This window comes from Streptomyces sp. NPDC088812 (genome assembly GCF_044750285.1).
Lineage (GTDB): Bacteria > Actinomycetota > Actinomycetes > Streptomycetales > Streptomycetaceae > Streptomyces.
This window is the reverse complement of sequence record NZ_JBIVJP010000010.1, coordinates 203,643-224,462: the sequence shown is the minus strand read 5'-3', so window position 1 is coordinate 224,462 and position 20,820 is coordinate 203,643. Positions and strand designations below refer to the sequence as shown.

17 protein-coding genes and 1 pseudogene are annotated in these 20,820 nt (G+C 72.3%); 7 read left to right on the top strand and 11 right to left on the bottom strand.

Translation table 11 applies throughout. The features are described 5' to 3' along the window. Positions 1–41 precede the first annotated feature (41 nt). Positions 42–848: an aminoglycoside phosphotransferase gene (locus tag ACIP67_RS19735; RefSeq protein WP_401693182.1), complete on the top strand. Its 807-nt coding sequence runs from the start codon at positions 42–44 to the stop codon at positions 846–848. A 79-nt stretch (positions 849–927) separates the two neighbouring features. On the opposite strand, the gene ACIP67_RS19730 is transcribed toward ACIP67_RS19735, so the two are convergent. The 3 genes from ACIP67_RS19730 to ACIP67_RS19720 form a co-directional block, all read right to left on the bottom strand. Then, positions 928–1,299: a VOC family protein gene (locus ACIP67_RS19730; RefSeq protein ID WP_401693181.1), complete on the bottom strand. Its 372-nt coding sequence runs from the start codon at positions 1,297–1,299 to the stop codon at positions 928–930. Between the two features lie 75 nt (positions 1,300–1,374). Next, complete coding sequence (locus ACIP67_RS19725; protein WP_401693179.1) at positions 1,375–3,069, bottom strand: DUF2264 domain-containing protein; 1,695 nt, start codon at positions 3,067–3,069, stop codon at positions 1,375–1,377. Between the two features lie 103 nt (positions 3,070–3,172). Beyond that, a complete protein-coding gene (locus tag ACIP67_RS19720; RefSeq protein WP_401693178.1) occupies positions 3,173–4,249 on the bottom strand; it encodes a rhamnogalacturonan acetylesterase in 1,077 nt (358 codons plus the stop codon). Positions 4,250–4,442: 193 nt separating this feature from the next. Between ACIP67_RS19720 and ACIP67_RS19715 the strand changes: the two genes are divergently transcribed. Next, complete coding sequence (locus ACIP67_RS19715; RefSeq protein WP_401693177.1) at positions 4,443–6,125, top strand: rhamnogalacturonan lyase B N-terminal domain-containing protein; 1,683 nt, start codon at positions 4,443–4,445, stop codon at positions 6,123–6,125. 12 nt (positions 6,126–6,137) lie between these two features. Here the strand turns inward: ACIP67_RS19715 and ACIP67_RS19710 are convergent, their stop codons facing one another. The 4 genes from ACIP67_RS19710 to ACIP67_RS19695 all read right to left on the bottom strand — a co-directional run bounded on the left by ACIP67_RS19710 (position 6,138) and on the right by ACIP67_RS19695 (position 10,647). After that, positions 6,138–7,553, bottom strand: a complete 1,416-nt coding sequence (locus tag ACIP67_RS19710; RefSeq protein WP_401693176.1) for an RICIN domain-containing protein — start codon at positions 7,551–7,553, stop codon at positions 6,138–6,140. 1 nt (position 7,554) lies between these two features. Further along, positions 7,555–8,562, bottom strand: a complete 1,008-nt coding sequence (locus ACIP67_RS19705) for a family 43 glycosylhydrolase (RefSeq protein ID WP_401693174.1) — start codon at positions 8,560–8,562, stop codon at positions 7,555–7,557. Positions 8,563–9,004: 442 nt separating this feature from the next. Continuing rightward, entirely contained in the window at positions 9,005–9,436 is a 432-nt protein-coding gene (locus ACIP67_RS19700) for a hypothetical protein (RefSeq protein ID WP_401693173.1), read from the bottom strand. Positions 9,437–9,654: 218 nt separating this feature from the next. After that, positions 9,655–10,647: a helix-turn-helix domain-containing protein gene (locus ACIP67_RS19695; RefSeq protein WP_401693171.1), complete on the bottom strand. Its 993-nt coding sequence runs from the start codon at positions 10,645–10,647 to the stop codon at positions 9,655–9,657. A 500-nt stretch (positions 10,648–11,147) separates the two neighbouring features. Between ACIP67_RS19695 and mmuM the strand changes: the two genes are divergently transcribed. Further along, on the top strand, positions 11,148–12,083 hold the full coding sequence (gene mmuM, locus ACIP67_RS19690; protein WP_401693169.1) for a homocysteine S-methyltransferase: 936 nt from the start codon (positions 11,148–11,150) through the stop codon (positions 12,081–12,083). A gap of 294 nt (positions 12,084–12,377) precedes the next feature. On the opposite strand, the gene ACIP67_RS19685 is transcribed toward mmuM, so the two are convergent. Beyond that, on the bottom strand, positions 12,378–14,033 hold the full coding sequence (locus ACIP67_RS19685; RefSeq protein WP_401693168.1) for a carboxylesterase/lipase family protein: 1,656 nt from the start codon (positions 14,031–14,033) through the stop codon (positions 12,378–12,380). A gap of 543 nt (positions 14,034–14,576) precedes the next feature. Here ACIP67_RS19685 and ACIP67_RS19680 point away from each other — a divergent pair. The 3 genes from ACIP67_RS19680 to ACIP67_RS19670 all read left to right on the top strand — a co-directional run bounded on the left by ACIP67_RS19680 (position 14,577) and on the right by ACIP67_RS19670 (position 17,057). Next, entirely contained in the window at positions 14,577–15,620 is a 1,044-nt protein-coding gene (locus tag ACIP67_RS19680; protein WP_401693167.1) for a LacI family DNA-binding transcriptional regulator, read from the top strand. Positions 15,621–15,942: 322 nt separating this feature from the next. Then, complete coding sequence (locus ACIP67_RS19675; protein ID WP_401693165.1) at positions 15,943–16,575, top strand: VOC family protein; 633 nt, start codon at positions 15,943–15,945, stop codon at positions 16,573–16,575. 86 nt (positions 16,576–16,661) lie between these two features. Continuing rightward, a complete protein-coding gene (locus ACIP67_RS19670; RefSeq protein WP_401693164.1) occupies positions 16,662–17,057 on the top strand; it encodes a VOC family protein in 396 nt (131 codons plus the stop codon). On the opposite strand, the pseudogene ACIP67_RS19665 reads toward ACIP67_RS19670, so the two are convergent. From ACIP67_RS19665 to ACIP67_RS19655, 3 genes and pseudogenes are all read right to left on the bottom strand, one after another. Next, positions 17,046–17,732, bottom strand: a pseudogene (locus ACIP67_RS19665) (helix-turn-helix domain-containing protein); the annotation flags it as partial. The gene ACIP67_RS19670 and the pseudogene ACIP67_RS19665 sit on opposite strands and share 12 nt — an antisense overlap. 44 nt (positions 17,733–17,776) lie before the next feature. Further along, the gene (locus ACIP67_RS19660; RefSeq protein WP_401693163.1) at positions 17,777–18,511 is read right to left on the bottom strand and encodes a hypothetical protein; all 735 of its coding nucleotides are present in this window, start codon (positions 18,509–18,511) and stop codon (positions 17,777–17,779) included. Between the two features lie 28 nt (positions 18,512–18,539). Then, entirely contained in the window at positions 18,540–19,706 is a 1,167-nt protein-coding gene (locus tag ACIP67_RS19655; RefSeq protein ID WP_401693162.1) for a macrolide family glycosyltransferase, read from the bottom strand. A gap of 176 nt (positions 19,707–19,882) precedes the next feature. Here ACIP67_RS19655 and ACIP67_RS19650 point away from each other — a divergent pair, with 176 nt between their 5' ends. Then, positions 19,883–20,818 carry an ABC transporter ATP-binding protein gene (locus ACIP67_RS19650; protein ID WP_401693160.1) on the top strand — a complete coding sequence of 312 codons (936 nt, stop codon included), beginning with the start codon at positions 19,883–19,885 and terminating at the stop codon, positions 20,816–20,818. Positions 20,819–20,820: the final 2 nt, after the last annotated feature.

The following is a 20,820-nucleotide window of genomic DNA, read 5'->3' as shown; positions in this document are numbered from 1 at the left end:
TGCGGGGTCCGCACGGACCGTCGTATGAGAGTCTGGGGACCGTGGCAACGCAACGAATGTCATTCGACGATCTACCGCCCACCGTGCTTTCTCACGTCGAAACTCACGCTGGGGAGATCATCAAGACCGAAACGGTAATTCAGGGCTTCAACAGCGAAATCGCGGCGCGGATTTTCACCACTGACGGTTCCTTCTTCGTCAAGGGCCTGAGAGCCGACCACAAGCGCGTATGGACTCAGAGCCGGGAGGCCGAAGTCAACCCGTATCTGCGCGGGATCGCACCCGAGCTTCATTGGCAGGTGAAAGACGCCGGTTGGGTGCTCTTGGGATTCGAGGCGCTGGACGGCCACCACGCCGACTACTCCGCAGGCTCACCGGATCTTCCCAAGGTGGCTGATCTGCTCTGCCGACTGGGGGAAGTCCCCTGTCCCGCAATCGAGTTGCGGCACGCGGAACAGCGCCTCGAGGCGTACGTGGCCAAGCCCACGGACGTTGCACACTTCGCGGGCAACTCCCTGCTTCACACGGATCTGAACAACGAGAACGTCATGGTGGACGGCCCAGCTTTCCTCGTTGACTGGGCTTGGGCAACGCGCGGTGCCGCATGGCTGGACGCTGCCCATTGGGTCGTGTGGCTCATGGCGGCGGGCCAGCTAGAGCCCCAGTCAGCGGAGGGATGGGCGGCACGTGTTCCCGCATGGAAGACGGCAGCACCGGAAGCCGTCACGGCCTTCGCGCTGGCGTCAGCGAACCTGTGGGAAGACATCGCCTCAGCGGACCCGGGCACATGGACAACCACTGTCTTTGATGCGTCCCAGCGCTGGGCGGAGCACCGGAAGACTGTCTGAGTCCCTAAGAACTGGAGCGGGGCGCGTAGCTCCTCACGGGCAGCAAAAAGCGCCCCCTTCGGGCCCAGGCGGCTCCTCCTCAGTCCTCCCTCCGCTCCCCCGCGCTCCGCTCCACGCAGAACTCGTTGCCCTCCGGGTCGGTGAGGACCGCCCAGCCGGTGCCGTCGGGGTTGCGGCGGTCGTCGGCCAGGGTGGCGCCGAGGGCGATCAGTCGTTCGACCTCCTCGTCGCGCGTGCGGTCCTGCGGCTCGAGGTCGAAGTGGATGCGGTTCTTGGCCTTCTTGCCCTCCGGGACGGTGACGAAGAGCAGGCCCGCGTCCTCGATCAGCGCCCATTCGTCGCCCGGCTCGCCGTCCGTGTGGAGCGGCCGGTCGAGGACCCGCGACCAGAAACCGGCGAGCGCATGGGCGTCGGAGCTGTCGATCGTCACATGGCGGATCGTGGAAGTCATGCGGGGATTCTCGTGCAGGCCCCGACGCCGGGCAACAAAGAATCGAACGGCTTCGTATCGGCGTCGGCACCGGCGTCAGGGCTTCTCCACGACCACCCGTACGGCGTCCCCCGAGAGGTCCACCCGGACCGCGGGGCCCTCGCTCCAGCGGACCCGGAGCCCGTGGGCCCCCTCCTCCCGGACCGACACGGTCTGCGCCAGCGGGACGGGATCCGGTTCGGCGGTCAGCCGGGCGAGGGCGACGAAAAGGCTGTCGCCGTCGCCGGTCGTCCCGGCCAGCGACTCCCCCAGTCCGAGGACGGGCAGGGTCTCGGCGCGCGCCTCCCCCTCCGCCGCCCACCCGGTCACCCGTACCGGCGTGCCCGGCGCGGCCCCCGTCACCAGATGGGCCCGCACCTCGGCCGCCCCGCGCACGAGCACCACGCTCGTCACCCGCGCCCCGCCGCCCGCCGTGTGCCGGGAGGCCGCCCAGCCCTCACCGACCCCCAGCGGCTCGATGCCGGTACGGCTCGGGTCGTCCCCGACGATCACGCTGTTGTCGTACGACGAGGAGGGCGCCGTCACCGTCGAGTAGGCGAGCCGCGTGTAGTACGGGTCGTAGCGGACGTCCTCGCTGCCGTGGTTGTGGAGGCGGACCACGCCGTCCGAACACGTCGACTGGAGGAGCCAGTTGGGCGCGGCGATCGGGGTGGACGCGTCCGCGCGCTCGGCCGGGCCCGGCGTCTCCGGCGCCGTCCACACGGCGTGCTCGGGCGGGAGCAGCAGACCGAGGAAGCCCTTGCTCGCCCAGTACGGGGAGGCCGGGCCCGAGTAGCCCTGGAGCACGGAGGGGTCGGGGCCGTGCCAGCCGAGGGTCAGCAGGCCCCGTCCGTCGACGGCGCCCCGCTCCAGGAAGTACTTCAGTGCGCCGGAGGCCAGCCGGCGGGTCTCGCCGGGCGGCAGCGGGGTGTGTCCGGTCAGGGCGCCGAGCCAGAGGGGGGCCGCCGTGGCGAACCGGTAGGTGAGGGAACGGCCCTGGCGCACCGGGGCGCCGTCGCCGCCGAACAGGCGGGCGTGGTCGGCGAGGTGGCGTGCGAGCCGGCCGCCGTAGAGGTCGAGCAGGCGGGGGTCGTCGGCGAGCCAGGCGTGCAGGACCGGGTAGAGGTGCATCGCCCAGCCGTTGTAGTAGTCGAAGGCGCGGCGCTCGCCGTCCGTGTACCAGCCGTCGGCGACGTACCACCGCTCGATGCGGTCCAGGCCGCGCTCGACGGCCGCGCGCGCGGCGTCCGTCGCGCAGCCGGCCGCGTCCAGGAAACCGCCGACCGTCACCGGGAACAGCTCCCAGTTGCACGGCCACGGCCGGGCGGTGAGCGCGTCGGCGAGCCAGCCGGCCGCCCGCTGCCGTACGCGGTCGTCCAGGCGGTCCCACAGCAGGGGCCGGGTCAGCCGCAGGGCGAGCGCGATCGAGGCCGCCTCGACGAGCGGCTGGCCGTGGTCCTCGATGCGCGGCCAGACGCCGGACACACCGGCCGCAAGGCCCTCCGCGTAGCGTTCCAGGGCCGTCTCGTCACGGCGGAAGGCGGCGAGGAGGAAGGTGCGGGCGTAGCCCTCCAGGCCGTCGGAGAGACGGCCGGACCAGCTCTCACGGTCGCCGGGGAGGTGGTAGAGCGCGTGGTCCGCGGTGGCGTACGGCTCCACGGCGGCGAGCAGGGCGTCGGCGGCCGCCTCCCAGTGGGCGCGGGTGTAACCGGTGCGGGGACTGAGGGCGTGGTCGGGCGGCGGCAGGTGCATCGGCGCTCTCTTCCGTCGGGGGCCGGGACCGGCCGGCGTGCCGGTCCCGGCGCGGTCAGGGGCCTGGGGGCGTCCCGGTTCCGGTCGGGGCGCCCCCAGGGGCTCATCCCGCCCGCACCTTGCCCCTGGGGACCAGACGCAGGTCGAGGAGCGCATCGCGGACCAGGCCCGCGTACACGGTGGCGCCGTACGCGGAGGTGTGGGTGTTGTCCCGTTTCTCGTTGTAGAGGTACAGCGCCTTGGAGCCCTCGACGCCCAGGGACTCGACCAGCGCCTTCGTCAGGGCGGTGAGGTCGATCAGCGGGACGTCCCGGGCGGCGGCGACCTCGCGGATCACCGCCGGGTGGTCGACGCCGAGGCCGTTGACCAGCAGGGCCGTGCCGTTGTTCAGCGTGCCGTCGGCGTTGAACCAGCGGCGCACGATCGGGGTGACGAGGACCGGCTCACCGCCCTTCTCGCGGACGCCCGCCACCAGCGCCTCCAGGTTCGCCCGGTAGGTCGCCTCGTCGGTCGTCTTGTCGTTGTGGGCCAGCTGGACCAGCACCAGGTCGCCCCGGCGGATCTGGGGCTGCACGGTGGCCCACAGCTGCGGGTTCCCCAGGTAGCTGACCGTACTCTCCCCGGAGTCCGCGTAGTTGGCGACCGAGACGCCCTTGCGCAGGTACTGCGGCAGCTGCTGGCCCCAGCCGGAGTAGGGGTCGCCGGGCTGGTCGCAGACGGTGGAGTCGCCGACCAGGAAGATCTGGCGGGTGGCGGAGGTCCCGCCGCGCGAGGCGCCGGCGAGGCGGGCCGGGGTGACGCGGATGTCCGCGAGCGCGGGGGCCGAACCGCCGAGGACGAGGTCCAGACCGGCGGTCCCGGCGGCGCCGGTGGGTTCGCCCTCGGGGATACGGACGTTCACCGTGAAGCTGCGGGCGACGCGTTCGCCGGCCGGGACGGCGGTCTCGGGGAGGAGTGAGCGCCGGGTCTCCCCGCCGACGGCGGTGCTCGACGCCGCCTCGCCGCCGAGGAGGACCGTCACGTCGTAGGTGCCGGGCGGGACGTCGAAGTGGCAGGCGGTGTCGGCGCAGTTCTCGATGCCGAGACCCGGGCCGCCGTCGTGGGCCTGGGCGGCGGGGACGGCCGTCAGGGCGGTGGTCAGGGTCAGCGCCGCCAGCACGGCTGGGGTGAAACGTCTCACTGCGGCTCCTCGATCACGGGTGACAGGGCTGGCGGCTGGACGGTACCGCCTTCAGCAAGCGCTTTCTAGACCCTTGACTCACATCCAGCGATTGCCAACTCCTCGAATGCGAAAGCCCTTTCGCGAAATCGATTCAACTGTCACCCTCACTCACACCCGCACCACCCCCACATGTCTCGAAGGAGGCACCCCCATGTCCGAAACCGCACCGAACAGAACGGTCGGACGCCGCGCCTTCGTCCTCGGCACCGCGGCGGCCGCGGGCACGGCCGCGCTCGCCGGGCCGCTCGCCGCCCCCGCGTCCGCCGCGACCTTCGGCTACACCGACGACGGCTCGAACTACGTCGTCGACACCGGCGCCAGCCTCGTCTTCAAGGTCAGCAAGACCAACGGCGACCTCACCTCGCTGGTCTACAAGGGCACCGAGTACCAGGGCTACGACGGCAAGAACTCGCACATCGAGTCCGGCCTCGGCACCTCCACGGTGACCATCACCCAGTCCGGCTCGACGATCCTGATCTCCGTCACGTACGGCACGCTCAAGCACTACTACGCGGCCCGCAGCGGCGAGAACAACATCTACCTGTGGACCAACAAGGCCGACAGCTCGGTCAGCGCCACCCGTTACATCGTGCGCGTCAAGGCGGGCCTGTTCCTCAACGACGAGCCCGATTCCTACACCTACGCGCCCACCACCATCGAGGCCTCGGACGTGTTCGCGAAGTCCGACGGCCAGACCCGCTCGAAGCACTACTCGAAGCTGCGGGTGATGGACTACGACTACATCGGCTGGACGACCGGCAGCGTCGGCCTGTGGATCGTGCGCAGCAACCACGAGAAGGCCTCCGGCGGGCCCTTCTACCGCTCGCTGCTGCGCCACCAGAGCGCGGACGGCGGCGGCCTGTACGAGATCCTGTACTACGGCCAGAACCAGACCGAGTCCGAGCGCTACGGCCTCCAGGGCCCGTACGTCATCGCCTTCACGGACGGCGGCGCGCCCTCCTCCTCGCTGTACCCGGGAACCCTCACCACCTCGTGGGCGGATTCGCTCGGCCTGTCCGGCTACGTGGCCTCGGGCGGCCGCGGCCGGGTCGCGGGCGTCGGGATCACCGGGCGGGACACGGCGTACGCCTACACGGTGGGGCTCGCCAACTCGGCGGCGCAGTACTGGGGTTCGGCACGCTCCTCGGACGGATACTTCTCGATCACCGGGGTCCTGCCGGGGACGTACACGCTGACCGTCTTCAAGGGCGAGCTGGCGGTGTACACCACCTCGGTGACGGTGTCCGCCGGCGGAACGACCACGCTCAACACCATCGCGATCCCCTCCTCGAACGATCCGAGCAACGCGAGCGCGATCTGGCGGATCAACGACTGGAACGGCACGCCCGGCGGCTTCAAGAACGCCGACCTGATGACGTACGCGCATCCCTCCGACGTGCGGGCCTCGGCCTGGACCGGCAACGTCGTCATCGGCAGCGGCACCGAGACCTCGGCCTTCCCCTGCTACCTCTGGAAGGACGTCAACAGCGGGCTGCTGGTGTACTTCAAGCTGACCGCGGCCCAGGCCGCCGCCGCGCACACGCTGCGCATCGGAGTGACGACGGCCTACGCCAACGGCCGTCCGCAGGTCGTCGTCAACGGCGCCTGGACGTCGTCGATCCCCTCCCCGCCCACGCAGCCGAGCACCCGGTCGCTGACCAACGGGTCCTACCGGGGCAACAACTACACGTTCACCTACAGCGTTCCGGCGAGTGCCTGGCTCACGGACACCAGCCAGTACAACGTGCTGAGGATCGACGTGGTGAGCGGTTCGGGGACGACGGCCTATCTCAGCGCGGGCACCTCGATCGACGCGATCGACCTGCTGGCCTGAGGCGGACGGACGTCATGTACCGCGCGTCCACTGCTGGTTGGCCGCTCCGTTGCAGGTGTAGGTGATGAGCGCGGCGGAGTTGGCGGTGGACGCGCCGTTCACGTCCAGGCACTCGCCGGTGGTGCGGGCCTTGACCAGCCAGTAGCTGCCGGAGGCGGTCAGGCTCCACTGCTGGGTGGTGGCGCCGGCGGAGCAGTTCTCCTGGGTGACGTCGGTGGAGTTCTCCTGGAGGCACAGCGAACTGCCGCGGCCGACCAGCTGGTAGTAGCCGGTGCCGAGGTCCTTGAACCACCACTTCTGGTTGGTGCCGCCGTTGCAGGTGTACTGGCTGATCGCGGCGGCCTGCCACAGGGACTGGTTCGGCACGTCCGCGCACTTGGAGCTGTTCCGGGCGATCAGCGTGTGGTACGTGGCGCTCGTCCCGCTGATCGTCCCGGCCGTGGCGTCGACCGTGACCTCCGGGTACCAGGACATCGACATCGTCGTCGTGGTCGGGAAGGCCAGCGGCAGCCACACGTACCGGGAGTCGTCGACGGTGCCGCCGAAGGAGTTGCCCCAGCGGTCGCCCAGGTAGAGGTAGGAGGTGCCCGAGGATCCCGTCACGGGCAGGACGTACGCGGTCTGCGATCCGTACGCCGTCGAGTCGCCGACGTTCGCCATCGAGCTCCACGGGCCGGCGAGGGAGGTGGCGGTGGCGTACTGCTGCTGGTTGGCGCTCCAGCCGGTGGCGCCCGAGGTCAGCATGAAGTAGACACCGCCCCGCTTGAAGAGGGCCGGGGCCTCCCGGTGGCCACCCGCCCAGGGGTTGGCGACCAGGCTGTCGATGCCGAGGTAGTCGGCGGTCAGCTTGTAGAGGTGCAGGTCGTAGTTCTCGTTGGCCGCCGAGACCATGTAGCCGGTGCCGTCCGTGTCGACGAACGTCGTGATGTCACGGGACATGTAGGTGTCGAACGGCCGGAAGCTGCCCTGGTAGGTGTAGTTCCCGTCGACGGTGTCGGAGACGGCGACGGCGGCGCGGGCCTCGCTGTAGTCGGTGCCGTTCTCCTTGTGCATCCACATCACGTACTTGCCGGTGGCGGCGTTGTACACGACCTTCGGGCGCTCGATGTTGGCGGTGGCCAGCTCCGGGTCGCTCGCCTGGGTCAGGACGTGGTTGCGGAACTCCCAGGTCTTCAGGTCGGTGGACCGGTAGGCGTCCACGTACCGGAAGGTGTTGTCGGCGTTACGGTGCTCGCCGAACCAGTAGTAGTACGAGCCGGCCTTGAGGACGCCGCCGCCGTGGGCGTGCACGGGGCTGCCGGTCGTGTCGGTGAACTGCGTGCCGTTGGCGATCGTCTGCGGTGCGGCCTGGGCCGGTCCGGCGGTGGCGAGGGCGCCGGCCAGCGCCAGACAGAGGGCGAGCAGGATCGCGTACGCACGTCTTCTCATGTCACGCACTCTCCTTCACGGTGTCGGCGGCCGTGTCCGCCACGGGGACGCCGAAACGGGGGGTGCCGTCCGGGTTCCAGCCGAGCGCCTGGAACCGGGTGTGGCGGTTGGGGTCGTCCAGGGGTTCGCCGTCGATCTCCCGGTAGGAGCGGGCGTGGTAGATCAGGACGTCGGTCTCGCCGTCCTCGGCGACCGTGAACGCGTTGTGGCCGGGGCCGTAGACGCCGCCCGCCTCGCTGGTGGTGAACACCGGGACCGGGGACTTGGTCCAGGCTGCGGGGTCGAGGAGGTCACTGTCGGCGTCGGCGGTGAGCAGGCCTAGGCAGTAGCGGTGGTCGGTGGCGCTCGCCGAGTAGGTGAGGAAGACCCGGCCGTGACGCTTCAGTACGTACGGGCCCTCGTTGACCCGGTGGCCCCGGCACTCCCAGTCGTACTCCGGCGCGGACAGGCGCACCTGGGGTCCGGTGAGCGTCCAGGGGTCGGCCATCGCCGAGAGGAGGATCACGGTGTTGTGGCCGCCGAGGGAGGGGTCCTGCTGGGCCCACGCCAGGTACCGGGTGCCGCGGTGGGTGAAGGTGGTGGCGTCCAGGGAGAAGGTGTCCCAGGCCGTCCCGATGCGGCCCTTCTCCGTCCAGGTGCCCTCGAACGGGTCGGCGGCGGTGTTCTCCAGCACCCAGATGCGGATCGCCCACTCGTCGTCGGCGGGCGCGGCGGCGAAGTAGACGTACCAGGCTCCGTCGATGTGGTGGAGCTCCGGCGCCCAGATGTGCGCGCCCATGTCGCCGGCGGGGTGGGCCCGCCAGATCACGGATTCGGCGGCGGTGGCGAGACCGGCCAGGGTGCGGGAGCGGCGCAGGACGATGCGGTCGTAGTCCGGGTGGGTCGCCGTGAAGTAGTAGTGGCCGTCGGTGTGGCGGTGGACCTGCGGGTCGGCGCGGTGCGGGACGAGGGGGTTGGGGTGCACGAGGTGGCCTCTCGCCGGAGTGCCGTTCGGTACCGCGAACGGCATGTGGGATGACGAACGCCGAAAACGTAAGGGCGGGGTGGGAGCGGGTCAACGGGTACGACGGGGCCGTGTGCGAGCGATGGGCCGGGCGGGTGCGGGGAGCGGGTGCGGGGCGCCGCGGGAGCGGGTGTGCGGGGAGCCGGACGAAGGCGGGCGCGGGGCGCCACTGGAGCGGGTGCGGGGCGCCGGACGAAGGCGGGTAGCGGGTAGTGGGTGCGGGACGGTGGTCCGGCTCCCGGGCGCCGAGGGCGGTGGGCGGGAGCCGCGGGAGCGGCTGCCCGTGCCCCGTGGAGCCGGTCGGCAAGACCGGCGACCGGGACCAGCGCTCCGCCGAGGGCGCGCCGATCTTTGACCCGTGCCTTCGGGTCGGCATCGCGCGTCCACGTGAGGCGCCCGCCGGCTCAGCGGAGCAGGCGGGCACCTGTGAGGCGTCGGACCGGTCAGGTCACGCGGTTCCCTTCACCCAGTCACCGCAGTGGTATGCCTCTTGGTTGATGCCGTCCTGGCGGCAGACCCGGAACGCGAAGTAACGCCCCTCGCTGAACTCGTCGTCGAAATTCCAGTCCTCGTAGGCGAGGTCGGTGTCGATGTAAAGGTTCTTCCATCGGTGGTAGGTCGCACCCGCATCGTCGCTGAGGTTGATGTGCAGCACGGTCCCATGGCCGTCAAGCATGTCGTCCCAGACGTTGAACGTGTCGTTGGAGCTGGTGAAGAGCGCGTCCGCGATCTTGAGCGACGGGTAGGTGGGATCGTAGGCAACCGCGTAGTACGTCGCCGTTCCGGCCGCTTGCGCGGGAGCGGTCACCGCAGTGGTGATGCCGACGGCGGCCATCGCCGTTGCGAGCACGGCACCGAGTCTCTTGGTCTGGATTTTCACTTCGTGTGGCTCCTCTTCGTGGCCGAACGCATTGATGTGGACCGTTGGTCCGTCTCCAGCCGCGGCTGTCACGCAGCCGCTGGTCGGAGTCAGCGGGACAGGGCCGCAGAGGTACCGTGCCCGCGTCCGTCCTTCGCCGATGTGCGGCCTTGTCAGGGTGCGGGACCGTTCGGGGACGAGTCATCGCCAGCGCGTGCACACTCCTGTCGCCATTGCGTCTACACGATGGCGGGGCATTCCTTCCTGCGGTACTCCAGCGGCGTCATCGCGTATTCACGGCGGAATGTCCGGCTGAAGTGGGCGGTGTCCGTGAAACCCCACCGGGAGGCGATGGTGTGGACGGGCACGGTGGCCATCGCGGGGTCGGCCAGGTCGGCGCAGGAGTGCTGTAGGCGCCGACGGCGGATCGACGCGGCCACCGAGGTGTCCCGTTCCTGGAAGAGGCGGTGCAGACGGCTGACGGATATGTGGTGCGCGGCCGCTACCACTTCCGGCGTGAGCCGAGGGTCGCGCAGGTTCTGCTGGATGAAGGCGTCGATGCGCAGTGTCAGCGTCCGTCCACGGGTTTCCGGAGTGAGGCTGTTCTCCCTCTCCAGCACCTGGGCGAGGGACGCCGACAGCAGATCCACCACGACGGTCCCCAGCCTGGGGCCGTCGCCCGGTCCGAAGGATGCGGTGTCCGAGGTCAGCTGGGCGATGAACCCGATGAGCAGGGCGACGATTCCCTCGCCGCCGGGTATGCGCTGCGCGAGGAGGCTGTCGACGCTGTCGGTCGGCACGGACAACAGCGCTTTGGGAACGAGGAGCGCCAGCCCGGTCAGGCTCTGCTGACCCTCTTGTGTCCTGATCCGCATCTCGTTGGGCCGCGAGGTGTCCAGGAGAGTGAGATCGTAGGGGCGGTGCGTGGTCAGGCGATCGGCCCGGCCCTGCTGGACGAGGTCCACGCTGCCCTGGCGCACGAGCGACACTTGGTACGCCTCGGGATCGGACTGCCGGACGAGCTTCGGTGTCCGCCGCACGGTTACCGATGGGACGCGCACTGACCTGACCGCCACGCTCCCGAGGTTCAGGACGCGATCGGTAACACGTAAATCGGACGCGTCCTCGCTCGAAAGCTCCATGGGCACATGGGTCTTGATGACATATTCACGCCAGGCGTCGAACCGGTCCGCCAGGGGCATGTCCTCGGTCCGGAACACCGTCTCAAGCATTGCTTTCCTCCCCCTGCCACGCCGCCCCTGTCGCGGCCCGGAGCGCGGCATCACAAGGAGATTGAACACGAACGTGGTCCCGCCACCGGTTCTCGCCGATCGGCGGCCGGGGCCGGAGGACGGAAAACGCGAGGGTGTGGCGGTTTCCCGTGGCTCACGGCGGCCGGGCGGACAGGCAAGCAGCCGAGCCGATCAGCGACCGGAACCCGTCGGCGAAATCGAGGTCAGGTGAAGAGCCGAGGGGCAATCCCGTGCGCGGCAGTTGAGCACGACCGGAACTCATGGAAGACGGCGCCGTCCCGGCCGTCCGGACACCGGGGCGGCCCGACCCCGCCCCGTTCATGGGGCTCAGCAGCAGCCTGCGGGACTGAACAGAAGAACTTGTCGCCGCTGCGCAACGGACACCCGCACCTCCGAACGGCCCTGTCCGTATGGTGGGCGTCCTGTTCACACAACGGACGCCGCAGGTCGCGCCCGGCCGCGTCGGCTAGCGTCGTCACATGACCAGCGACATCCCCGAATACTCCGCCCCCCTCACCGAGGCCCTCGCAGCCGGGCCGGTCATCCTGGACGGCGGCCTGTCCAATCAGCTGGCCTCCGCGGGACACGACCTGAGCGACGAGCTGTGGTCGGCGCGGCTGCTGGCGGAACGGCCCGAGGCGATCACCGAGGCGCACCTCGCGTACTTCCTCGCCGGCGCGGACGTGGCGATCACCGCCAGCTACCAGGCAACCTTCGAAGGCTTCGCCAGGCGCGGGATCAAGCGCGAGAAGGCGGCCGAGCTCATCGCCCTGAGCGTCGAGCTGGCACGGGACGCCACGCGGGAGGCGTGGGCGCGGGGCGTGCGACGGCCGCTGTACGTGGCGGCCTCGGTCGGGCCGTACGGCGCGATGCTGGCGGACGGCTCCGAGTACCGGGGCGGGTACGGGCTGAGCGTCGCGGAGCTGGAGGCCTTCCACCGGCCCCGCCTGGAGGTGCTGGCCGCCGTCGGACCCGACGTGCTGGCCCTGGAGACGATCCCGGACACCGACGAGGCCGAGGCGCTGCTGCGGGCGGTGCGCGGACTCGACGTGCCGGCCTGGCTGTCGTACTCCGTCGCGGGCGACCGCACCCGCGCCGGGCAGCCCCTGGAAGAGGCGTTCGCCCTGGCCGCGGACGCGGAGGAGGTCATCGCCGTCGGCGTGAACTGCTGCGCGCCCGAGGATGTCGACGGCGCGATCGAGACCGCCGCCCGGGTGACCGGCAAGCCGGTCGTCGTCTACCCCAACAGCGGCGAGAGCTGGGACGCCCGGGCCCGCGCCTGGAACGGCCGCTCCACCTTCGCCCCGGAAGAGGTCCTCGGGTGGCGGGACACCGGCGCCCGGCTGATCGGCGGCTGCTGCCGGGTGGGCCCGGAGGCGATCGCGTCGATCGCGCGGACGCTGGCGGCGGGGTAGGCGCGGCGGCGCTCACGGCCGGCCGGCGCGGTCGGCGCCGGGGGCGGGGCGGACGGCGAGCACGTGAGCGGGCGGTCGGGACGTACGGCGCCCCGGACAGCCGGCGGATGGCGTCCGGCGTCCACGACGCACGAGACGACCGACGCCCGGGACAACCGACGCACCGGACGGCCGACGCACGAAACGGCCGGCGCACCGGACGACCGACGCACGAGACGGCCGACGCACGAGACGGCCGACGCACGAGACGGCCGGTGCACGTAACGGCCGGTGCCCAGGACGGCCGCCGGGCGGTCACTGGCCACGGACCCCGCCGACGCGGCGCAGACGGCGGACCGCCGACCGGAGTTCGGTCGCGCGCAGGGGGCGGGCGATCAACGCGTCCGGCGAGGCCGGAGCCGCGTCCGGCGAGGCCGTGGGGTCGCTCGCCCACAGGGCCAGTTCCCGGTCGCGCGGACCGTGGACGGTGTGCGCGACACGGTCGCCGTCGCCGTCGCCGTCGCCGAAGACGCACACGGGGTGCGTCGCGTCCCAGGCCTGCCAGCCCGGGTCGCCGATCTCCGCGAACCGCACCCAGGCCCGGTGCATCGCGTCGGCCAGTGACTGGGGGGCGCCCTCGCCCGCGAGCTGCGCGGACTCGGGCACGTCCCCGGTGTCGAAGACGAAGCCCAGCTCCAGGGCGTGGCAGGAGCCGAGGCCGGGCCGCAGGGACGGCCAGGCGAACTCGTACACGTACGACGAGCCGGGGCGGGAGTCGGCCAGGCGGTGCAGGGGCAGGCGCAGCAGGTGGTCGGTGACCATCTGGCCGACGGTCTCGGCGGTCCCGGCCTCCGGGTGCAGGGCGCGGTAGCCGCGCGGCACGTCGTGACCGCAGTGGCAGCGGGCCATGGCGCCGGCCAGAACGACGGCGCCGAGGCGGTCGACGCGTTCCAGCAGGCCGCCCGGGACCAGCCACAGCCGGTACTCGTCGCGGGTCCAGCCCAGCAGCAGGTCGGCGCCACGCGCCGCGTCGCCGTCGACGAGGGCCTTCAGGGGGTCGCGGGGCACGAGGTCGCCGTCGATGACGATGCCGAAGGCGGGCCCGCCGAGCACCGGGCTGCTGAGCCGGCTGATGTCGGCCTGGGCGCGCAGCAGCTGGTCGCGGTCGACGGCGGCGAACGCCTCCGCGGTGGCCGGGACCCGCAGCCGGTTGGCCATGCGGCGGACCATGCGCCGCACCTTGTCCCGCTCGAAGGCCTCCGGTGCGCCGCTCTGGAGGACGGCCCGCCGGAACAGGCCCTGGGCCGGGGGCGCGGCGATCAGGGCGCCGGTGCTGATGGCGCCCGCGGACTGCCCGGCCAGGGTGACCCGTGCGGGGTCGCCGCCGAAGGCGTCGATCGACTCGTGCACCCAGCGCAGCGCGGCGAGCTGGTCGCGCAGGCCGGGGTTGGCGGGGGCGTCCGGGAACAGGCCGTACCCCTCCACACCGAGCCGGTAGTTGACGGAGACGAACACGACGCCGTCCCGCGCGAAGTGCCGCCCGTCGTACACGGGCACCGCCGAGGAACCCCTGGTCAGTGCGCCGCCGTGCAGCCACACCACGACCGGCAGCCGGGCGCCGGGACCGGGCTCGGGCGTCCACACGTTGAGGTTGAGGCAGTCGTCCCCGTCCACCACCGGGTCGGACAGGTACCGCGCGAAGGCCTCGGAGTACGGCGGTTTCGGCGCCGTCGGCCCGAAGGCGCCCGCGTCGCGCACACCGTCCCAGGGTTCGGGCGGCTCGGGCGGCCGGAACCGGCGGGGCCCGAAGGGGGGCGCGGCATAGGGGATGCCGCGGAAGACGGCGACGCCGTCCTCGTGGCGGCCGCGCACGGCTCCGTACGGGGTGCGGACCACCGGGTCCGCCGGGTCCGCCGGGTCCGCCGGGTCCGCCGAGTCCGCCGCCACGGGGTTCGTCCGGCCTGCCGTCATGAGCCCACCAGCCCTTCGCCGCGCTCCTTCGCCGGTTACACCAGAGCACCACAGCAACGCCCGGTATTCCGGTGCGTGAGCCTCCCGGAGGCCGTCCGGCGTGCCCGGGGGCGTCGGAACCGGCCTGGGCGGCCGCTGCCGACGGCGCCGTCGCCCCGCGCCGGCCGGGAGCACGCGCCATGGGCCGTCCGGGCGACGCGCCCGCCCCGCGGGAGCCACGCGGGAGCCAGGCGGGAGCCAGGCGGGAGCCGACGGCGCGCCACCGGGACCCGGGCGTCGGCACCGTCCCGGCTGCCGCCGCCCGGTCAGCGACGGGTTTCCGGCCCGTTCCCCCCGGGTGCCTGCCGACCGGCGGCAGGCCCGTTCCCGTTTTCGATACCGAACCCGATCCGAACCGTTCCGGTTCCCGGTGTCTTCCCGACACGCTGAGGCGCACCTAGGATAGCAAGCGCTTTCTGCGAGCCGCCGGACAGGATCGCGGCTCCGAAAGGGCGGTGGTCGATCTTTCGCTGGCCCTCGGGCGGGCCGGAGAGGTGGTTCCCGATGGTCCGCACGGGCAGTGCGAGCATGACGGCCGGACCGACGCTGGCGGTCGTGGCCCGGGAGGCGGGCGTCTCCGTGCCGACGGCCTCCAAGGTGGTCAACGGCCGCGAGGACGTGGCACCGGAGACCCGACGCCGCGTCACCGAGGCCCTGGACCGGCTCGGTTACGTGCGCCGACCGCGCTTCGACGCCACGAAGCCGCCCCGGCTGGTGGACCTGGTCGTGGACTCGCTGGAGAGTTCCCTGTCCGGCGCGGTGCTGCACGGCGTGGAGGAGGCGGCGCACGACGCCGGTCTGGACGTCGTCGTCTCCGCCGCGCTCTCCCGCACCCGGGCGGGCCGTCCGCAGCGCGGCTGGCTGGACAAGCTCGCCGCGCGCGGCTCGGCGGGGGTGCTGTTCAACCTCGCCGAGCTGACGGACTCCCAGTACCTGTGGCTGGAGCAGCACCGCATCCCGTACGTGATGATCGATCCGCTGGTCGAGCCTCCGCCGGGCGTGGTGTCGGTGGGCGCGGCGAACTGGCACGGCGGGGTGACCGCGACCGAGCACCTGCTGGCCCTCGGGCACGAGCGGATCGCCGTGATCGCCGGTCCGCGGCGCAGGATGTGCAGCAACGCGCGGGTGGCCGGGTACCGCTCCGCGCTGGCCTCGGCGGGCGTCGCCCACCGCCCCGAGTACCTCCGCCACTGCGGCTTCGACCAGTCCGTGGCCCGCCTCCGAACGCATGAACTCCTCGATCTGCCCGAGCCGCCGACGGCCGTCTTCGTCTGCTCCGACCACATGGCGCTCGGTGTCTACGAGGCCCTGGCGGAACGGGGGGCGAGGGTGCCGCGTGATGTCAGCGTGGTCGGCTTCGACGACCTCCCCGAGTCCCGCTGGACCACACCGGCGCTGACCACCGTGCGTCAGCCGCTGGCGGAGATGGCGGCGACCGCCCTGCGGCTGCTGGTGCGGATGATGGACGGGGAGCGCCCGGAAGGGACCCGTACGGAGCTGTCGACGCGGCTGGTGGAGCGGGCGAGCACGGCGGCCCCGGCCGGGTGAGGCGCCGACCCGCCCGCCGCCGTCGCCGCCGGGCGCTCCTCCCCTTCCGGCGGCAGGCCGCCCCCCTCCCCCGCCCCGCAGCCGGTCAGCAGCGCGGAGAACGCCGGGAGCACGGAGGCCGCCGAGAGCACGAAAGCCGCCGGAAGTGCGGAGGCCGCCGGAAGCACGGAGGCCGCCGGAAGCACGGAGGCCGCCGGGCGCACGGAGGCCGCCGCCCGCGCCGTCGGCCGGGCCGTACCGTACGCGTCAGGCGGCCGTCCTGCCGCACGGGCGTTCCGCGGACATGCCCCTCGCCGCGGTGGGGCGCGTAGTCTCGGGCGGGATGAACACCATTCCTCCGCGGCTCGACCACCTCGTCCTCGCCACCCCCGATCTGGCGGCGACGGTCGCCGAGTTCACCCGGCGCACCGGGGTGGCGCCCGCCCCCGGTGGCGCGCACGTCGGGCTCGGCACCCGCAACCACCTGGTGGGCCTGGGCGGTCGCGCCTACCTGGAGATCATCGGGCCGGACCCGCGGCAGCCCGATCCGCCCGGCCCCCGCCCCTTCGGCGTCGACGGGCTCGGCACCCCGCGGACCGTCACCTGGGCGATCGCCGTGCCCGACCTGGACGGCACCGTCGAGGCCGCCCGCGCGCGGGGCTACGACCCCGGCGACGTACGGGCGATGAGCCGGCGCCGGCCCGACGGCACGCTGCTGGAGTGGCGGCTGACCGAGGGCGGCGACCCCCACCCGTCCGGCCTGGTCCCCTTCCTGATCGACTGGGGCTCCACGGTCCACCCCACCGCCTCGGGCCTGCCCGGGACCCCGCTGCTGGAGGTGTCGGCCACCGCCCCCGACCCCGACGGGATCCGCCCCCTGCTGACCGCGCTCGGCACCGGCCTCGAGATCGCCGAGGGTCCGGTGGGGCTCTCCTTCACGCTGGACACACCGCGCGGGCCGGTGACCTTCACCTGACGGAGGGGGCACATCCCCGCGCGAGCGGCCGGCAGGTGTCCGTTCCGTTCAAGACCGGGCATCCGCCCGCTGCCTAGGGTGGCCCCATGACTCCACGATTCGATGCCGTCGGCCTGGTCGTCGCCGACATGGCCGCCTCCGTCGCCTTCTACCGCCGGCTCGGGTTCGCGTTCCCCGACGGCGCCGAGCGGGAGCCGCATGCCGAGGCCGGACCGCCGGGCGGGGTGCGGTTGCTGCTGGACACCGAGGAGACCGTGCGGTCCTTCCACCCCGCCTGGCGGGCGCCGGCCGGCGGCGGCCGGTCCTCACTCGCCCTGCGGTGCGAGGGACCGGCCGAGGTGGACGCCGTCTACGAGGACCTGGTGGACGCCGGGTACCACGGGGAGCTCACGCCGTGGGACGCCTTCTGGGGCCAGCGGTACGCCGTCGTGCACGATCCCGACGGCAACGGGGTCGACCTGTTCGCGCCGCTGCCGCAGTAGCCCGGTCAGCGTCGTACCGGTCAACCGCCGTACCTCGCGGGCCAGATGGGCCTGGTCGGCGTAGCCGACGCGGGCGGCGGTGGCGGCGTACGGGAGGCCGCCGCGGGCCAGCGCGAGGGCCCGCTGGAGGCGCAGGACCCGGGCCAGGGTCTTGGGCCCGTAGCCGAAGGCGGTCAGTGAACGGCGGTGCAACCGGCGTGCGCCGAGGCCGAGTTCGTCGGCGAGCGCGGCGACGGGACGGCCCGCCGCCAGGCCGGTGACCAGGCGGCGCAGTGCGGGGTCGGGCCCGGCCGCCCCGTCCGGTCCCGCCAGTTCCAGCGCGAGGCGTTCGAGTGCCGTCGCCGGGTGCGCGGCGGCCTCGACGCGGGCGCGCAGCCGCCGTACCCGGGCGGCCGGCCACAGGTCGGCCAGGTCCACGCGCCGGTCGCGCAGCTCGTGGGCGGGCACGCCGAGGAGGCCGGGCGCCGTACCGGGGTAGAACCGCAGGCCGGCCCAGCTCGCGGGCGGGCCGTCGGGGACGTGGGCGCCGGTGTCGGGGCCGGCGACCAGGAGTGCGCCGCCGTTCCAGAGCAGGTCCATGCAGCCGTCGGGCAGGACGGGGTGCGCACCGCCGCTCGCCGGGGTGTTCGTCCACACGACGGCGCCGGGCAGCCGGGAGGGCCGTTCCGCGTACACGGGTCCCAGGCTACGGCGGCCGGCGCTGCTCGGGAACCGGCCGCTCAGGCGGTGCCGCCGGCGGTCCCGGCCGGAAGGTGCGGGCCGGCGGCGAGAGCCGAGTTGAAGTTGGTGAATCCGGCCACCTCGACGGCCTGCGCGCCGACCAGGGGGCTGTCCGCGTCCTTGCGGGCGATGTCCGGGAGCCGGTGGGCTTCCTCGGGGCTCGCGACGACCATGGCCCACGCGGCGTTGTAGCCGTCGGGGCGTGCGGGTTTCTCCTCCGCCGCGAGGACCCTGGTGGCGTCCCCGTGTCCGCCCAGCCGCAGTGCGCCCAGTTCGGTCAGGGCGTCCGGGCCGGTTCTGGCGGCCACGACGCACCAGCCGGACGCCGGTGTCCTGCGCACGGCCTCCACGAGGCTGCCTTCGCTGCCCGGGCCCTGGAGCGTGATGTCCGGCAGGACCAGCACGACGGGCCCCTCGGCGAGCGGCAGGGCGGTGCGGATGGCCCCGCTGAGGTCGTCCCCGAAGGAATCGTCCTGGTACACGAAGATCATCTGGATGTCCCGGGTGTAGTGCGCGAGGTGGGCGACGACATCCAGCTTGTCGGCCCTGAAGACGACCACCACGCGGACTCCGAGCCCGGACCTGGCGAGTTCCACGACCGCCTCCAGGCTTTTGTCGATCACGGAGACGCCCGGCTCCAGGCAGTGGAGTTCCTTGGAGTACGGGGCGCCGAAGCGCACGCCGAGGCCCGCGCAGGGCAGGACGACGGTGACGTCGGCTTTCGGCGTGCTCACTGGTGGCCTCCCGGCTCCGCTTGCCGTGTCAGCGCAGTTCGGCCTCGATCAGGTCGGCGGCCGCGGACGGTCCGCCGTCCTGGTCCATCCGCTTCCTGAGGTCCCGCAGCCGGCCGGCGACGTCGGGGTCCTCGACCAGTGCGGTCACGGCCGTGCGCAGCGCCTCGGGCGTGATCTCGCCGGCGGGGACCTCGCGGGCCACGCCGAGTGCGCGCAGTGTCTGCGTGTTGAGGAACTGGTCGGCGCCCCGGGGGATGGTGACCATGGGCACCTCGCAGCTCAGCGCCTCCAGGACGGCGCCCATGCCGCCGCGGCTGATGAAGGCGTCGGCCCGGCGCAGTACGGCCAGTTGGGGGATCCTGCCGTGGACCTCGAGGTTGGGCGGCAGGGGACCCAGGGCGGCCCGGTCGGCCTCCCGCCAGACGTGCAGCACCACGTGCCATCCGGGCAGGCCGCCGAACGCCTCGACGCAGCTCTCGAAGAAGCCGGGTTCGTCCGCGTAGGAGGTGCCGAGGGTGACGAGCAGGAGCCGGTCGGCCGGGTCCGTGCCGGGGGGACGCTCGTACCGCCCCTGGTGGGAGCGGTCTCCCAGGCAGGCCCCGACGAACGTGTGGACGGCGGGATCGATGCGGTCGGCGTGCGGCTGGAGGAACCTGGGGATGAGCCCGAGGGAACGGTCCGGCCGGTTGGCGAAGGTGTAGACGTCCATGTCGGCGAAGCCGTGCCGGTCGAGCCAGTCCCGGTAGCGTCGTTCGTGGGCTTCGTGGCGGGGGTCGGGCCGGGCGTCGCGGGCGGCTTCGGCCCGCTCCTCCTCCGTGGGGTCCCAGTCGGACATCTGGGCGAGCATCACGGCGGGTACGCCCCACCGGCGGGCCAGGATGCGCGCGTAGGGGGTGAGCCAGTCGTAGAGGACGAGGTCGGGCGGATCGTCCGCGTAGGCGGCGGCGAGTTGCGGGAGAGCCTGCATGCTGTCGGCCAGACCGGCCTCCATACAGCCGACGGGTCCCTTTTTCAGCCAGTCGCCGGAGTCCATCCCCAATTCACATCTGTAGGTTCTGGGTTCCGCTCCTGCCGAGGCAGCGACATCCGCGTATTTCTCAGGTATGGCGTAGGTGACCCGGTGTCCGCGGGTGGCGAGCTCCCTGATGACTTCCAGGCTCGTATAAATATGGCCGGGTGCCGCCGCATTGAACATGGCAATGCGAGGCGCCCTTCCCCACCGCGATAAAAACATGGCGACATGCTAAAGAGTGGTTCGCGACGGTGACAAGACCACAAAGCCGTCGCGGATCGTCGAATAAATTCGACAGCGGCGGGCCGGGTGGGCTGCTGTTAGCATCGCCGAATGACATCGGGATTCGGGGGCGATGCATGAGCGACGACCAGGGTGCGCTGATATCCGCTCGGGGCCTGGTGAAGCGCTATGGAGACACGGTGGCGGTGGCCGGCATCGACTTCGAGGTGCGGGCCGGTGAGGTGTTCTCGCTGTTGGGACCCAACGGCGCCGGAAAGAGTTCCACGATGCGTATGCTCAGTGGTACGTCCGCGCCGAGCGGCGGAAGCCTGCGCATCCTCGGCATGGACCCCGTGTCGGACGGTCCCGCTGTCCGGGCCCGGTTGGGGGTGGTGCCGCAGAAGGACAATCTGGACCGCGAGCTGACGGTTCTGGAGAATCTGACGACATACGCCCGGCTCTTCGGGCTGGGCCGGAAAGCCGCCCGGCTGCGTTCCGTGGAACTCCTGGAGTTCGTACGGCTCTCGGACCGTGCCGGGGACCTCATCGACGCCCTGTCGGGCGGCATGATGCGCCGGCTGGCCATCGCGCGGGCGCTGGTGAACGAGCCGGACATCGTCCTGCTGGACGAGCCGACCACCGGACTGGACCCACAGGCCCGCCATCTGCTGTGGGACCGGCTGCGGGAGCTGAGGCGGGACGGCGCGACCGTGGTCCTCACCACCCATTACATGGACGAGGCCGAGCAGTTGAGCGACCGCATCGTGATCGTGGACGGAGGGCGGATCGTGGCCTCGGGCACACCCCCGGAGTTGCTGCGCGCCCATGGTTCGCCGGAGATCGTCGAGCTGCGTTTCGACGAGGGCGGTGACCTCCCCGGGCCGGCCGTGCTCCGGTCGCTGGCGGAGCGGGTGGAGGTGCTGGGGGCCCGGGTGCTGCTCTATGTGAAGAGTGCCGCGGAGGCGTCGGCCGCGGTCCACCGGGCCGGGCTGCGGCCGAGCGGGACGCTGGAGCGCCGGTGCACCCTGGAGGACGTCTTCCTGCGCCTGACCGGGCGCGCGCTCGCGGAGTAGCG